General features: G+C 46.1%; 11 protein-coding genes and 1 pseudogene. 9 read left to right on the top strand and 3 right to left on the bottom strand.

Annotated features, from left to right (window positions below; genetic code table 11):
* Positions 1 to 29: 29 nt before the first annotated feature.
* On the bottom strand, positions 30 to 1,034 hold the full coding sequence (locus tag ASG85_RS03140) for a LacI family DNA-binding transcriptional regulator (protein WP_060645336.1): 1,005 nt from the start codon (positions 1,032 to 1,034) through the stop codon (positions 30 to 32).
* Positions 1,035 to 1,367: 333 nt separating this feature from the next.
* On the opposite strand from ASG85_RS03140, the pseudogene ASG85_RS03135 reads away from it, so the two are divergent.
* The 7 genes and pseudogenes from ASG85_RS03135 to ASG85_RS03110 form a co-directional block, all read left to right on the top strand.
* Positions 1,368 to 1,688 (top strand): annotated as a pseudogene (locus tag ASG85_RS03135) (ABC transporter permease subunit); the annotation flags it as partial.
* Between the two features lie 50 nt (positions 1,689 to 1,738).
* Positions 1,739 to 4,366: a GH116 family glycosyl-hydrolase gene (locus ASG85_RS03130; RefSeq protein ID WP_156396390.1), complete on the top strand. Its 2,628-nt coding sequence runs from the start codon at positions 1,739 to 1,741 to the stop codon at positions 4,364 to 4,366.
* Between the two features lie 71 nt (positions 4,367 to 4,437).
* Positions 4,438 to 5,271 carry a nucleotidyltransferase domain-containing protein gene (locus tag ASG85_RS03125; RefSeq protein ID WP_060645334.1) on the top strand — a complete coding sequence of 278 codons (834 nt, stop codon included), beginning with the start codon at positions 4,438 to 4,440 and terminating at the stop codon, positions 5,269 to 5,271.
* A 167-nt stretch (positions 5,272 to 5,438) separates the two neighbouring features.
* Complete coding sequence (locus ASG85_RS38585) at positions 5,439 to 5,597, top strand: hypothetical protein (protein ID WP_162257231.1); 159 nt, start codon at positions 5,439 to 5,441, stop codon at positions 5,595 to 5,597.
* Between the two features lie 126 nt (positions 5,598 to 5,723).
* Entirely contained in the window at positions 5,724 to 6,383 is a 660-nt protein-coding gene (locus tag ASG85_RS03120) for a DUF2238 domain-containing protein (RefSeq protein ID WP_063860122.1), read from the top strand.
* A 186-nt stretch (positions 6,384 to 6,569) separates the two neighbouring features.
* Entirely contained in the window at positions 6,570 to 7,745 is a 1,176-nt protein-coding gene (locus ASG85_RS03115; protein ID WP_060645333.1) for an MFS transporter, read from the top strand.
* Between the two features lie 143 nt (positions 7,746 to 7,888).
* Positions 7,889 to 8,215, top strand: coding sequence for an L-rhamnose mutarotase (locus tag ASG85_RS03110; protein ID WP_057303243.1), 327 nt, complete (start codon positions 7,889 to 7,891; stop codon positions 8,213 to 8,215).
* A 48-nt stretch (positions 8,216 to 8,263) separates the two neighbouring features.
* On the opposite strand, the gene ASG85_RS03105 is transcribed toward ASG85_RS03110, so the two are convergent.
* Entirely contained in the window at positions 8,264 to 10,048 is a 1,785-nt protein-coding gene (locus ASG85_RS03105) for a sensor histidine kinase (RefSeq protein ID WP_060645332.1), read from the bottom strand.
* Positions 10,045 to 11,619, bottom strand: a complete 1,575-nt coding sequence (locus ASG85_RS03100) for a response regulator (RefSeq protein WP_060645331.1) — start codon at positions 11,617 to 11,619, stop codon at positions 10,045 to 10,047. The genes ASG85_RS03105 and ASG85_RS03100 overlap by 4 nt, the downstream gene beginning before the upstream one ends.
* Positions 11,620 to 11,873: 254 nt before the next feature.
* Between ASG85_RS03100 and ASG85_RS03095 the strand changes: the two genes are divergently transcribed.
* Both ASG85_RS03095 and ASG85_RS03090 read left to right on the top strand, forming a co-directional pair.
* Complete coding sequence (locus ASG85_RS03095) at positions 11,874 to 12,791, top strand: ABC transporter permease (RefSeq protein ID WP_057303189.1); 918 nt, start codon at positions 11,874 to 11,876, stop codon at positions 12,789 to 12,791.
* A gap of 27 nt (positions 12,792 to 12,818) precedes the next feature.
* The gene (locus ASG85_RS03090; RefSeq protein ID WP_060645330.1) at positions 12,819 to 13,718 is read left to right on the top strand and encodes a carbohydrate ABC transporter permease; all 900 of its coding nucleotides are present in this window, start codon (positions 12,819 to 12,821) and stop codon (positions 13,716 to 13,718) included.
* Positions 13,719 to 13,743: the final 25 nt, after the last annotated feature.

Genomic DNA, 13,743 nt, shown 5'->3' with positions numbered 1-13,743 from the left:
AACACACTTCGCGCCAAATAGACAGAGACTTATAAGTCTCTGTCTAGAGTGACGGATTCTCCCGGAAGGACATGATGAGAGATAAGAGTCTCGGCAGGAACCTCATCATTGTTAATTTGGTTAATTAAGATGTCGGCCAGTTTAGTGCCGATTTCATCCACATTATAATCAACTGTTGTTAGTGAGGGATTCATGTATTTTAATACATGAATGTTGTCGAAACCCATGAGGCCAATTTGTTCAGGTACTCGGATTTTACGGGATTTCAACCATTTCAGAACCTCAAGTGCGTACACGTCACTAGAGCATAAGATCGCGCTTTTGCTGTCCGTTTTCTCTATCAATTGCTCCAATTCAGCCAAATAATTTTTCTGTGCGATGACGTTATGCCGCATATCGGAGATCTCATCACATGCCTCGATAAAACCAAGATATCGTTGCTCGGGCACATAAATATTCTCTTTTCCCTTTCGCATCAGAGGCGGACTTATGTAGATCAAGTGCCGATAGCCTTGACTGGAAAGAAAGGCGACTGAGTCTCTGATCGCTTGCTTGTCGTCGATCCAAATATAAGGAAAAGGGCCTGAAAGGCGATTGCCGAATGTCACGATTGGTGTCCGCGAGCGAGTCAAAAGAGTTTCAAATTTTTTGTTGAAATTGGTCGGCAATAGTGCGATTCCATCAACTCTACGATCTAACAAGTTGTTGATATACTCTAGCTCTAGGTCCTTGTCGCGATTAGAAAGGACAAGATAAACGATATAACCCCGTTTCCTAGCTTCGGCTTCGAATGCGTGGAATAGCTGGGAGAAAATCTGATTATGGATGTCAAACAGCACGATACCTAACGTTTTGGTATGTCCTTTAACAAGGCTTTGTGCTAAAAAATGGGGGCGGTAGCCGAGCTCCTCTGCGACCCGCAGTATTTTCACACGAGTCTCCGGATTAATACCGGGACGGTTGTTTAACGCCCGATCCACCGTTCCCCGTGTAACTCCGCACAGCTCGGCGATTTGTTTACTGGTAATGTTCATGCGGCCTCCGTGAGAATGGAATCTAGTGGTCTAATCGTAGCTTAACAGAGTGGGCTGGTCAATACCCGTGCTCGTGAACGATACAGGAAAGAGTAGGAATAGGAAAGATGAACTAATTTCTAATAAAAGCGTTTACAAACATGAGGTCATTTGTTAAGATAAGGTCGTTTACGTGCACGATTTATGTTGTTGGAGCTCACAATGTTAATTTGCCACTCAGATGCAGGGAAAGTGGCGAGGGGGGACGCCCCTATCGGTAATAGTATCTTCGGTACAAATTTTTTTAGCCTTTTCCGTGCACGTGCACGGAACTGATCTACCTATGACGAAGCCACTAATATGGACGGTGCTAGCCGATTATGGGTTTTCCTTAAAGTCATTCTTCCCATGTCGTTTCCGGCGGTTGCCGTTACCTCGGTCATCAGTTTCATCGCGCATTGGAACGATTTTTTCCGCCCTTTAATTTTTCTGAATTCCTTCGAGAAAATGACGCTGCCGATCGGTATGACGGCATTAACCGGAGCGTTCGCGACGGGGAATTTGTCTTCCATCCTGGCAGGGGTGACATTGTCGCTTATCGTTCCGCTGCTCTTTTATATTTTCGGACAAAAATACTTGCTTGATGGCATTACGGCAGGTGGACTTAAACTGTGAGTGCCTGTTAGGATTCATGAAATCAGTTAGGAACTTAAGGAGGTCAAGAAATGAGCAACAAGTTAGTAAACGAAAAGTTTCGTATGGACAAAGATTTTATGTATACAGGAGCCAAGACGAGCCAAATCTCTTTTCCGCTTGGCGGGATTGGAACGGGAAGTATCGGTCTCGCTGGCAACGGACGGTTGATTGATTGGGAGATTTTCAACCGGCCCAATAAGCTGAGCTTTAACGGATTCTCTTTCTTTGCCGTAAAAGCGGAATGCAAGGGTGAGGTCAAACTGACCAAAGTACTCAATGGGGATATGCAGGCACCATACACAGGAGAAGGGAAAGGCAAATACGAGGGTTATGGGTATGGACCCAGACGGGAAAACATGGCCGGATTTCCGCACTTTTCGAATACATCGTTCCGTGGACAATTCCCGTTCGCAGAGATGAACTTCGACGATGCTGATGACCCGATCACGGTCAAACTGACAGCTTTTAATCCATTCATTCCTCTGAATGATCGGGATTCATCTATACCTTGTGCCATTTTCGAATATGAGGTGACTAATCGGTCAGCGGATGAGCTGGAGATCAGTGTGGTCGGCAATGTGACAAATCCGTTTCGTCAGGGAGCCGTAAATGAAGCTGTGGAATACGGTGGACGACGTGCCATCCGTATGTCTTCCACACAGTATGAAGCGGACGAAGCGGAATTCGGAGATTTGACATTGATGACGGACAGTAATGACGTCAGCTACCAATCGTATTGGTATCGTGGTGGATGGTTCGATAACTTGACCGTATTCTGGAAGGATTTCCGTCGGCCAGGCCGCTTTCAGGAGCGAAATTACGAAGGACCGCGTGAGCTGGATGCGAAAAGGCTGCATGAAAAGCATCAGGATGTTGGCCTGCTGAGCGGGCATCGCACTGTAGCGGCTGGTGGGAAGGCTAAATTCCGCTTCGTGCTTGCCTGGAACTTTCCGAATTGCGTCAACTTCTGGAATCCAGGCAGTGGGGAAGATAGCGGCCGACTACCTTCTTGGAAAAACTACTACTCGACGGTGTTCCGTGACTCCACCGATACGGCAAATTACATCATGGAACACTATGAACGATTGAACAAGGAGACGCGGTTGTTCCAAGAGACACTGTTCCGTTCTACACTTCCTGACACTGTGATTGACGCAATTAGCAGCAACATTTCGATCCTAAAATCCCCTACAGTGCTGCGCTTGACCGACGGGACACTATACGGTTTCGAGGGCGTTCATACGAACGAAGGCTCGTGTGAAGGTTCCTGCACGCATGTATGGAATTACGAGCAGGCGACAGCTTTCTTGTTCCCTTCTCTTGCCCGTTCAATGCGCAACATCGAGTACAAATACGCCCAGTTTGAGAATGGGAAAATGGCGTTCCGCCTCATGCTGCCGGCTGAGCGAACGACACTTGATAACACGTTCAGGGCTGCTGCCGACGGTCAGATGGGAGGCGTGATTAAGTCCTACAGGGAATGGAAAATTTCGGGCGATACGGAATGGCTGCGCTCGATATGGCCAAATGTTCGCAAAGCTCTCGAATATGCCTGGGATCCTACAAACGAAGACCAATGGGATGCTGACAAGGACGGTGTCATGGAAGGGCGCCAGCATCATACGCTGGACATGGAATTGTTCGGCCCTAATTCTTGGCTGACGAGTATGTACTTGACTGCATTGAAGGCGGCAGCAGAGATGGCGGAAGCTCTCGGTGAACAGGAGATTGCGGCAGAGTACGACGCGCTTTGCGCAAAAGGGTCCGCTTGGACGAACGAGCATCTGTTCAATGGCCGGTACTTCCATCAGTTGGTCGATCTCAAAGACCGATCAGTCCTAGAAAAATATGAAGCAGAAGAAGTGTACTGGAATGATGAGGCAGGGGAACATAAATATCAGATTGGTGAAGGCTGCGGCATAGATCAAGTACTCGGGCAATGGTTTGCTCATCTTGTCGGTCTCGGTTATGTCCTTGATCCTGTGAAGGTGAAACGAGCGGTCCAATCAATTTATGACAATAATTATATTGAGAATTTGCGCGATTTTCCTAACGCCTGCCGCATCTATGGTTTGAATGACGAGTCTGGTCTGATGATCTGTACTTGGCCTGATGAGAACAGCCCGATCGTGCCAGTTCCTTATGCGGACGAATGCATGAATGGGTTCGAATATCAAGCTGCTTGCCATATGATTTATGAAGGGCTCGTGATGGAAGGATTGAATGCCGTTAAGTCTATCCGGGACCGATACGATGGAGAGCGACGCAACCCATGGAACGAGTTCGAATGCGGCAGCAATTATGCTCGTTCCATGGCGTCCTATGGCCTGCTTCTTGCTCTAAGCGGTTTCGAATATGATATGGTAGGCGGACATATCGGCTTTAACCCAAGATGGCAAGCAGATGATTTTCGTTGTTTCTGGAGCTTGAACGATGGTTGGGGCGAGTTTCGCAGTAACGATGGACAGCTGGAGTTAGAGGTAATGATGGGTGAACTAAAGCTGTCCAGCTTTGGAAGTGGACGGTTGGTTGGGCGAGAAGTGAAGAACGTAACGATTGGCGGGAAAAGCGTCTCTTTTGAACAGGCAGAGGGAAATCTGATATGGAAAGAAAAAATAGTTCTTGAACCACAAACCATACTTGTCCTACAGTTTTAATACACATGTGTTTAGAGCTGCCCCTTCATCATGCTGGGGCTGGCTTTCATATGGAACGGAGGCTATGGAACATGGATGCAAACGATGTAATTGATTCGGTTGTTGAGCAATTACGTAATGTCGAGGGAATCAGGGCAGTCGTGCTGGGCGGATCTCGGGCTCGTGGTACAGAAACACCTGAATCCGACATTGACATTGGACTCTACTACCGATCTGGATACCCGATCGACACGGATGCTCTTGATAGATTAGCATCGGCAATAGACGATGAACGTCGCAGTGGGCGAATTACGCCACTAGGCGGATGGGGACCATGGATTAACGGCGGCGGCTGGTTAAAAGTAGGAGGTTTTTCATTGGACTTCCTCTACCGCGATACGGAGATTGTAACTGGCGTGATCAACGATTGCCGCCAAGGGCGGATCGACATCCATTATCAGCCAGGGCATCCTCATGGATTTTGCACATCCATTTACATGGGAGAAGCAGCATATTGCCGACCTCTCTGGGATCCTCATGGCCTAGTAGCTGAGATGAAAATGTTGACAGATCCATATCCGGCTACCCTTCGGAAAGCAACAATCTCGAAGTTTATGTGGGAAGCTGAATTTTCCGTATCGAATGCCAAAAAAGCAATGAGCCGCAAGGATGTTTCTTATGCAGCAGGTCATCTCTTTCGGACGGTAAGTTGTTTGGCTCAAGTATTGTTTGCATGCAATGGGGTTTATCTTCTGAACGAAAAAGGAGCGGTAGCTCAGTGCAGCCGTTTTCAATTGGCTCCAACTGATTTTGAGCTACGTGTTCGGGAAGGTTTCGCCTGTTTATCGGCTGAGTGTTCTAATTTGTCCAAGGCAATTAGCCTATTTGACGCGCTCGTCCGTGAAACGGCAGAGATTGCTTTATAAACGAGGCCGTAGAAAACAGTTGAAGGTAATGATAATGAAGTGCAGATTTCCCAAAATAATGCATCGACGTTCCGCGTATGAAAGGTTAAGTAATTCTATAAAGAATTTATAGTCCAAGTATAGAATCAGCATATTTATCCAAACTATGGTTGATGGAGGTGATCAATTTGAAAGACAAGTCCCAATCCAATCATAACGAGCCGACAATTGCACCGGGTATGAACACGCATGATCCACTTGAAAAAAAAGCAACGGAAGAAGATATTGAAAAGGGCGATGTTACTTCAGTGACTCGTTTATACTTGGATCGTACACCAGAAGACTAATGTCATTGATAAATCTCCCATTGGCCGAAATGGCTAACGGGATTTTGTTATATCCAGAAAAAAACAAGGCGGAAGAAAGGTTGACTTTTACATGACTGGCATCCCATCTGTAAGGAACGGACGAACATGTTGACGAACCTGAACATACCGTTTTCCCGCAATTGGCCTTTGCACTTGATGATCTTCGTATTTGCTGTGTATTGGGGATTCACGGCCATCGCACCCACTGACCGGATACAATGGTTGATGGAGAGCATACTTCCCGTTCTCGTGGTGCTTGTTCTCGCTTTCACTTATAAAGTTTTTCGGTTCTCTAATGCTTCTTATTTACTCATGTTTATTTTTCTTTGCTTACATACTTATGGGGCCCATTATACTTATCAAGGAACACCGTTTGATAAGTGGCTGAAGGCTTCGTTTCATTCCCACAGAAGCTACTACGATCGGGTCGTTCATTTCACATTCGGGTTGCTCTGGGCATATCCGTTCCGTGAATTGCTTACCCGGGCCGCCGGACAGCGTGGTTTTTGGTCATATGTCATTCCCGCGGCAGTCGTTTTCAGTTGCAGCGCCTGCTTCGAAATTATAGAGATGGTGGCTGCTTTTGTAGCCGGGCAACATGGGGAGGAATATGTCGGGCTGCAAGGTGATGTTTTTGATACTCAAAAAGACATGGGACTTGGATTAGCCGGAGCGGTTATTTCAATGGGCATACTTGCCTGGTATCTACACGGTCATCCTACGGATGATAACCCGTTAAAAGGCATTGAAAAGAAGCTCAAATAATCACATTGACTCGCCATGCTTCGCAACTTATGATGATGATAACCACAATCTGAATGAAAGAAGAGACCCCATTATGATAGCTTTCGCACGACCTCCCTGCTAAGACGTAAGCGCTAGTCCACCGCGAGCGCCTCCTGATTTGATTGAGTCTAATTAGCCAATCAGATTTAGGAGAGGAGCTCCTTCATGGACTATACAGCCAATCTTCCCAAACTATTTGTGCTCCGCTTCTTTTCCAGCCTTATCCCAGCCTACGTCATAGAGAGGCTTTTCTGGGAAGAGCGGGGTATGACCATTCAGATGGTCGTGTATACCGAAATTATATACGCCCTGACAATCGTCCTTCTGGAGATTCCGACTGGCATTATGGCCGACAAATGGGGCCGAAAAAGGATGCTAGTACTAAGCGCCCTCTTGGCGTGCAGTGAGTTTTTGATTTTGCTATTTGCGACGAAATTCTGGCACTTTGCTCTGGTCGTTTTCTTGGCGGGCGTGAGTAGATCAGCTAGCAGCGGCTCAGAAAATGCCTTGCTATATGATTCATTAAAGCTGCAGGGGAAGGCCTTTTCGTTCGAAAAGCAACTTGGCAGATTGAATGCCTGCGACTTCGTATCCGCGATACTCGCCGCCTTGTGCGGAAGCTTCCTCGCAAGTAAATACGGCTTTGAGCTGAACTATTGGATATCACTCGGGAGTACTATAATCGCTCTAGTCCTCTCATTGCTATTGATTGAGCCTGTTGCAGAAGACAGCACTTCTGTCGAGGAAGTTATTCCTTTTAAGACATATGTCGCTGTGTCTCTGCGTTTTTTTCGAACGAATCCAAGTGTCACTCTTGTGATGCTTTCTGCCATGGTGACAGGTGCTGCCATGGGCTACATCGAAGAATTCTGGCAGTTATACGTGAGCAGATTGGGAATGCCGGTTGTATACTTCGGCGTGTTATCCGCCGCGATCATGCTGCTGCAGCTCCCTGGCAATTTGATTGCACACGTACTGTTACGTTGCTTCAGCTATAGAGCGCTGATTTTCATAATTATGGTTGTATTCGCCGTCGGCTTCACCTATGTTGCCATTAGTAAGGATATCATAGGCCTCACAGCGATGCTCTTCATTTGTTTGTTCTCTGGCGTGATGGAGCCGATCGCCAGCGGTTACTTGCATCACCGGATCAATTCCTCAATGCGGGCAACAATCGATTCTTTCCAGTCGTTAGGCGAGAATCTCGTGCACACTCTCGCAGGTCTTGGTTTCGGCTACTTCGCTTCAAAGTATGACGTGTTCGGCGGCTATGGCTTTATTGCACTCCTGTGCTACGCTTTTCTCGTTTGGTTTATTGGCGCATCACGTAAAATTGAATAATAAACACGGTGCAAAAAGAGACGGCAGCCCTAATTGGTTGTCGTCTTTTTCTGCATAAAAGCTTGGACGATGAATTTATTGACGGGAGGATGCTGTCGCGGTAAAGTACAATTGATTGAATGTTAATGGGAAAGGGTGACCGTATGACGAGTAGTGGGAAATTCGCTTGGACATGGACTATACGTGAAGAAGATTTAGAGGAATACGTGACTATGCATCTGGCTCCATGGCCGGAAATTATGGAAGAACACACGAAAGCCGGGATTAGGGATTACTCGATCTTTCAAAATGGCGCACAATTTTTTTATTGCTTCTTGTGCGATGATGTAGAGGCTGCTTTCGCTTATTTAGCAGAAAGCGAAGCTTGTAATCGATGGAATGCAATTACTTCGAAGATGGTCGTCGGATCCTTCGACTTCCGCGAAGCGGTGCCAATCCAACCGATGCGTGAAGTGTTTTATTTGAAATAGATAGAAGAAGAGCCATGGAAAGCAGCAGCTTCCATGGCTCTTCTTCTATCATGGGATCTCTGATCCCGTTGTTACCGGAATCGTAATCTCCACTTCCGTCCCCTCGCTGGGTACGCTGCGATACGTCAAATTCGCTGGCTCGCCGAAATAATGGCGAATGCGCTCGATGACGTTTTTGACGCCGTATCCGCTGCCGCTGATTTTGCTGCGGCTCGTACCCGTCATAATGTCTTCAACCTGGGTGGCACGCATGCCGACACCGTCGTCCTTGATGATCAGGTGAATGTTGTCATTCACCCTCGTGCCACTAATCGTAATCGTACCTTCACGGTGAGTACGTCCAAGAATACCGTGCAGAATCGCATTTTCTACGATGGGCTGAAGAGTAATCTTCGGAATCGCGTTATCTAACAACTCCTCCGGCACATGGATCTGAAAATCAATCTTATTTTCAAATCGGATATTTTGAATCTGTACGTAAAAAGAAACATGCTTTAATTCTTCGCGGAGCGAAATAATATCTTTCCCGCTGCTTAAGCTGACTTTGTAGAAGCGGGCTAACGCTTTAACGACCTTTTTGATGTCCGTGTTAAGACCGCTGTCAGCCATCCAGTTAATGAGGTCGAGCGTATTATACAGGAAGTGAGGATTAATTTGCGACTGGAGTGCTTTCAACTCCGCGTTTTTCACTTCTTGTCCTAATCGGTAATGCTCTTTATTCATCGAACTAATTTGTTCAATCATGTAGTTATAGGTCTGAATCAGCTCTCCAATTTCATCTTTTCCTTGCGTTTGAGCAAGTGCGATTAGATTGCCTTTCTGTACATCACGCAAACGGCTTGTCAATTGTGAAATGCGCCGTGTGACCGAGAAGGAGAGCAGATAGGCTAACAGGTAGGCAAGACTGCTGACAATAAGCAAAATAACTAGCAAGTCATTGCGAAGCTCATGGCTCTGCTGAACGACTTCATCCAGCGGAATGACTGTCACCATACCCCAATTCGATGGAAGCTGTCGGTACAAATAGTAGTTATTGTTGCTTTGCCAATTCATCGTAACTGCGTCGCTGGCCATATCCGGCAGGGTAAAGTCGGTAAGAGTGAGAGGTTCAGATGCAAGCACGATCTGATGGTTCTGGTCGACTAAGAAGGTGGCGCTTTTCTTCACCACGTTGGCTTTTTTTAGCATGGAGCGCAGTGTCTCCGCCTGTACATCCACCCGCAGCTGGCCGATGGGTACCGAATAATTATTGGGATCCAGAATGCTCCTAACCACATAGAGGGAGGAGTTATCATGGGTAGCATGAGTACCTAATTCCGGCGGCGAGCACCATAAATATTTGGCATGCAGTTCGTTTAACCGGTCGAAGCAAGGACTGTCAGCGGTCTGTTCGAGAGGGAGGAAATTCTCCGATTCGTTGGAAAAAATAAACGCCTTCGGCACATACAGAATGACCCGAGAAATATCAAGACTGTCCTGCATAGATCGGAGGAGCTGCTTGAGATTGCTGTAATCCTGCAGCTCACGATTAATATTTTGCGTGATACTCGTATCCATTAAAATGTCAGAAATGGTTGTATTCGAAACCAGAATATTCGTCGTTTCCGCTATTCGCTGTACGCGGTAGCTGAGGAACGAATAGGTCTGGTCGAAGCCTTGCTTGGCCGAATACGTCACATGATTAATGATGATGGCTGACATTTTATCCGATGCAATGAATTGATAGAAGCCAAGTGGAATCATGATCAGCAGCAAATAAGTAACCATGATTTTATGCCTTAATTTCGCGTTGTACAGCCATTTTCGTATCGTTTGAATCAAAGTGAACATCATAGCTGGCATCGCTCCCGGTACTCGGAAGGTGTCATCCCCGTAGATTTTCGGAATATTTTGGCGAAATGCTCCCCATCTTTAAAACCCACTTGTGAGGCGACGTCAAGCACTTTCAATCGATTATTTCGGAGCAAATCCTTCGCCTTTTCCATTCGGTATTCTGTGACGTATTGCTTGATCGTTTTGCCAGTCGCTTCTTTGAAAATCGAGATGAGATGCGAGGCAGTCATTTGCATATGATCACTCACATCTTGGACAGACAAGTTATCCTCTGCAAAATGCAGATGAATGTAACGAATGATCCGCGAGCTGGCAGATGACATGGTTCCGTTCCCGCGTTCCCTGAAGGATTGCTTCAGCTCATCCAGCTTCTGGGTGATGACTCGATGAATATCATCTAGGAAATGACATTCCAGAATAAGCTTCCACGGCACATTATTTTCTTCCGAGACATCGAACAGGATGATATTTCGGCTGCGAGCAAATTTGTCCATTTCCAAAGCAAAACGATAATAGAGCTCTTTGACGCTGACAATTAGCGTTCCAGGATGCTGGTGAATGTCTGCGGTGACCGTGTTCAACAAACGGGAGATTTCCTCAAAATTTTCCTCTACAAGTGATTCTTGGAACCTGTTGAATAACTCAGCCGGAACTTGATAATGTTCGGAATGCACTTCGCTGCCATGGCTATCATGCAGAATGACAGAGCACGGTTTATGAAAAAATGACTCCTGAAGACGAATGACAGCACTTGTATACGACTCCTGCAGCCGTTTAACCGTTGGTACTATTTTCCCCGCGGCAATGGAGAAGGAATGAAATTCCTTTTTTAAAGCAGAAGAGAGCTCGTAACTAACGTGATGCAATCCGCTGTTTTCTATAGGCTCTTTGCCGCTCGAAAATAAATGAAGGATGACGTGATTGTCATCTTTCAGTGCATACAAATACGGGTTTTCGAAGCCGGTCAAGGCTGATTCAATGATGGAATTGATGATTTCTTTGGTTGGTTGAGGCGTAATTAGCTTGGACAAGATCGTAACCGCTGGGGCGTGAAGCGACGCCTCGAAACCAACGGCCAACAGCCGATTACCTAGTAATTCCTCGTCAAATCCCCCGCGAATGAGCTGAAGCGCTGCTTCTTGCTTGATATAGCTCTTATTATCTCTGGCTACCGCGTCGTTCGCCAAATGCCGCTGCTCTTCCAAACAAATGGCTATTGCGCTTCGCAACGCTTCTTCCAGTTCCTCGATATCAATCGGCTTCTCTACATAGCTAACCGCTTTCAATGAAATCGCTGCTTTCAAATAGTCTTTGTCCGCGTAACCGCTCATAAAAACTATCTTGCACAGCGGATACTTCCGGCGAAGGTGTGTGGCAAGCTCAATGCCATCCATGCGCGGCATGCGAATATCTGTCAGCACAATATCGGGCTGAAATTGCTCAGCGATAGCAACCGCTTCTAGACCATCGACCGCTTCGACAAGCTCAGTAATCCCGAGTTCTCCCCATGCAATTGATTTACGAATACCTTCTCTCGTGAATTTTTCATCCTCTGCGAAAAGAAGTTTCATAGTTAAAATCGCCCCCAAGAATTTTCGAAGAAACTTATGATGTAAGCATAAACGCGCTCGTTCTGAAGGACGGCGGAATCGTTTATCCTAGTGTAGCTTAAGATTAGCGCATATTAGATAGCAAAGCCACTAACTTAGGTGCTATCTGCAAAAGTTACAGGGAATCGATATTTTGTCGGGTTACTGCGCTGCATGGAACCTGTTAATTTAGTAACAGGAGAGACAACTAGAACCGGATGGGGGAACGAATAAAGATGAGAACAGGACTCCTGTATCGACTCAAGTCTAAGAAAACACTGCTGTTCATGATTGCTCCGGCAGTCCTTTACTTCTTGCTTTTCAGCTATGTGCCCATGGCCGGTATCGTGCTTGCGTTCAAGCAGTACCGTTATGATTTGGGCATTATGAACTCACCATGGGTGGGATTTGATAACTTCAAATTCTTCTTCATGACGGGTGATGCGTTTAGAGTTACAAGGAACACGATGCTTTACAATGCCGCTTTCATCCTTATTAATAATGGGCTGCAAATTGTGGTCGCGATCTTGATGGCCGAAATCGGCTCAAAGCTGTTTCGCAAAACGGCGCAAACCCTTATGTTTCTACCGTATTTCTTATCCTGGGTAGTCGTAGGTGCTGTAGCGTACAATCTTTTTAATTATGAGCACGGAACTGTCAATACACTGCTTCGCTCCCTACATATTCCTGAGCTTGATATTTATACGACTCCGGAATATTGGAAGTATATTCTCATCTTTTTCTCAGCGTGGAAAGCGGTTGGTTACGGCGCTGTGTTTTACATGGCATCCATTCTGAGTATTGATCGAGAAACGTATGAAGCTGCTGAAATTGACGGTGCCAATGTGTTTCAAAGAATTCGATATATTACACTTCCGTCCCTACGTCCAACGATAACAATCCTTGTTTTACTAGCGATTGGCGGTATTTTCCGCGGTGATTTCGGACTATTCTACCAACTCGTGGGCAACAATGGTCTGCTGTATCAAACGACGGATGTCATTGACACGTATGTGTATCGTTCACTCCTGGTCAACAATGAAATCGGGATGTCATCCGCGATTGGATTCTATCAATCCATCCTCTGTTTTGCGACCATTATGGTAACGAATTTCCTTGTGCGTAAATCGGATAAAGAGAATGCCTTATTTTAAACAGAATGTAATTTGCGGGGTGAACCTATGAGTACGACGAGTGTTAAAAAGAGTCAAATCGATCAGCGGATGCTGGATATCATTGGCTATGTGTTTATCAGTTTGATCAGCTTGGCTTGTTTAATTCCATTTATACTTATTATTAGCGGCTCGTTAACGAGCGAATCCTCGATTACGAGTGATGGCTTTCGATTATGGCCTAAGGAATTTTCTTGGGACGCCTATGCTTTTGCGCTCAAACTTCCTCAGCAATTTGTCAGCTCTTATCTGTTGACGATTGCTTTAACCGTAACGGGGACGATTGTGGGACTGTTCATATCAGCGATGGCTGCCTATGTCCTTCAACGTCAGGATTTTGAGTGGCGAGGAGGATTTTCCTTCTTTTTCTACTTCACCACCCTTTTTAATGGCGGACTTGTACCTTGGTACATCCTAATGGTTAACTATTTACACATGAAGAATACCTTCTGGTCGCTGCTCTTGCCTCCGCTCTTAAACGTGTTCTATATTATCATCTTACGAACGTTTTTACGGAGCATACCAGACGCTATTACGGAATCTGCGAAGATTGACGGAGCAGGGGATTTCACGATTTTTATCCGTTTAATTCTACCTCTGGCGAAGCCGGGACTGGCCACAATTGGACTGTTCACCGCACTGAATTATTGGAACGATTGGTTTAACTCTCTGCTGTTTGTACAGAATGAGAAACTGTATACCCTGCAATATTTACTTTATAAAATGCTGGGCAATCTCGAAGGTATTCGCAAGGTTATGGCCATTACGGGTATGCAGGTTACGGAATTGCCTGGTGAAAGCTTGAAAATGGCGCTCGCCATCCTTGTTACAGGACCGATCATCTTCTTATATCCGTTCGTTCAGCGTTATTTCGTGCAAGGCTTAACCGTTGGAGCTGTAAAAGGGTAACCCCGGGAATTCACATTCCCGGTTA

It is taken from the genome of Paenibacillus sp. Soil724D2 (assembly GCF_001427935.1).
In the GTDB taxonomy this organism is placed as follows: domain Bacteria; phylum Bacillota; class Bacilli; order Paenibacillales; family NBRC-103111; genus Paenibacillus_E.
This window is presented reverse-complemented; position numbering and strand designations above follow the sequence as displayed.

Bases quoted from the DNA above. Each gene is read 5' to 3' on its own strand.
- ASG85_RS03140 (WP_060645336.1), bottom strand. From the start codon at position 1,034: ATGAACATTACCAGTAAACAAATCGCCGAGCTGTGCGGAGTTACACGG.
- ASG85_RS03130 (WP_156396390.1), top strand. From the start codon at position 1,739: ATGAGCAACAAGTTAGTAAACGAAAAGTTTCGTATGGACAAAGATTTT.
- ASG85_RS03125 (WP_060645334.1), top strand. From the start codon at position 4,438: ATGGATGCAAACGATGTAATTGATTCGGTTGTTGAGCAATTACGTAAT.
- ASG85_RS03120 (WP_063860122.1), top strand. From the start codon at position 5,724: ATGTTGACGAACCTGAACATACCGTTTTCCCGCAATTGGCCTTTGCAC.
- ASG85_RS03115 (WP_060645333.1), top strand. From the start codon at position 6,570: ATGGACTATACAGCCAATCTTCCCAAACTATTTGTGCTCCGCTTCTTT.
- ASG85_RS03110 (WP_057303243.1), top strand. From the start codon at position 7,889: ATGACGAGTAGTGGGAAATTCGCTTGGACATGGACTATACGTGAAGAA.
- ASG85_RS03105 (WP_060645332.1), bottom strand. From the start codon at position 10,048: ATGATGTTCACTTTGATTCAAACGATACGAAAATGGCTGTACAACGCG.
- ASG85_RS03100 (WP_060645331.1), bottom strand. From the start codon at position 11,619: ATGAAACTTCTTTTCGCAGAGGATGAAAAATTCACGAGAGAAGGTATT.
- ASG85_RS03095 (WP_057303189.1), top strand. From the start codon at position 11,874: ATGAGAACAGGACTCCTGTATCGACTCAAGTCTAAGAAAACACTGCTG.
- ASG85_RS03090 (WP_060645330.1), top strand. From the start codon at position 12,819: ATGAGTACGACGAGTGTTAAAAAGAGTCAAATCGATCAGCGGATGCTG.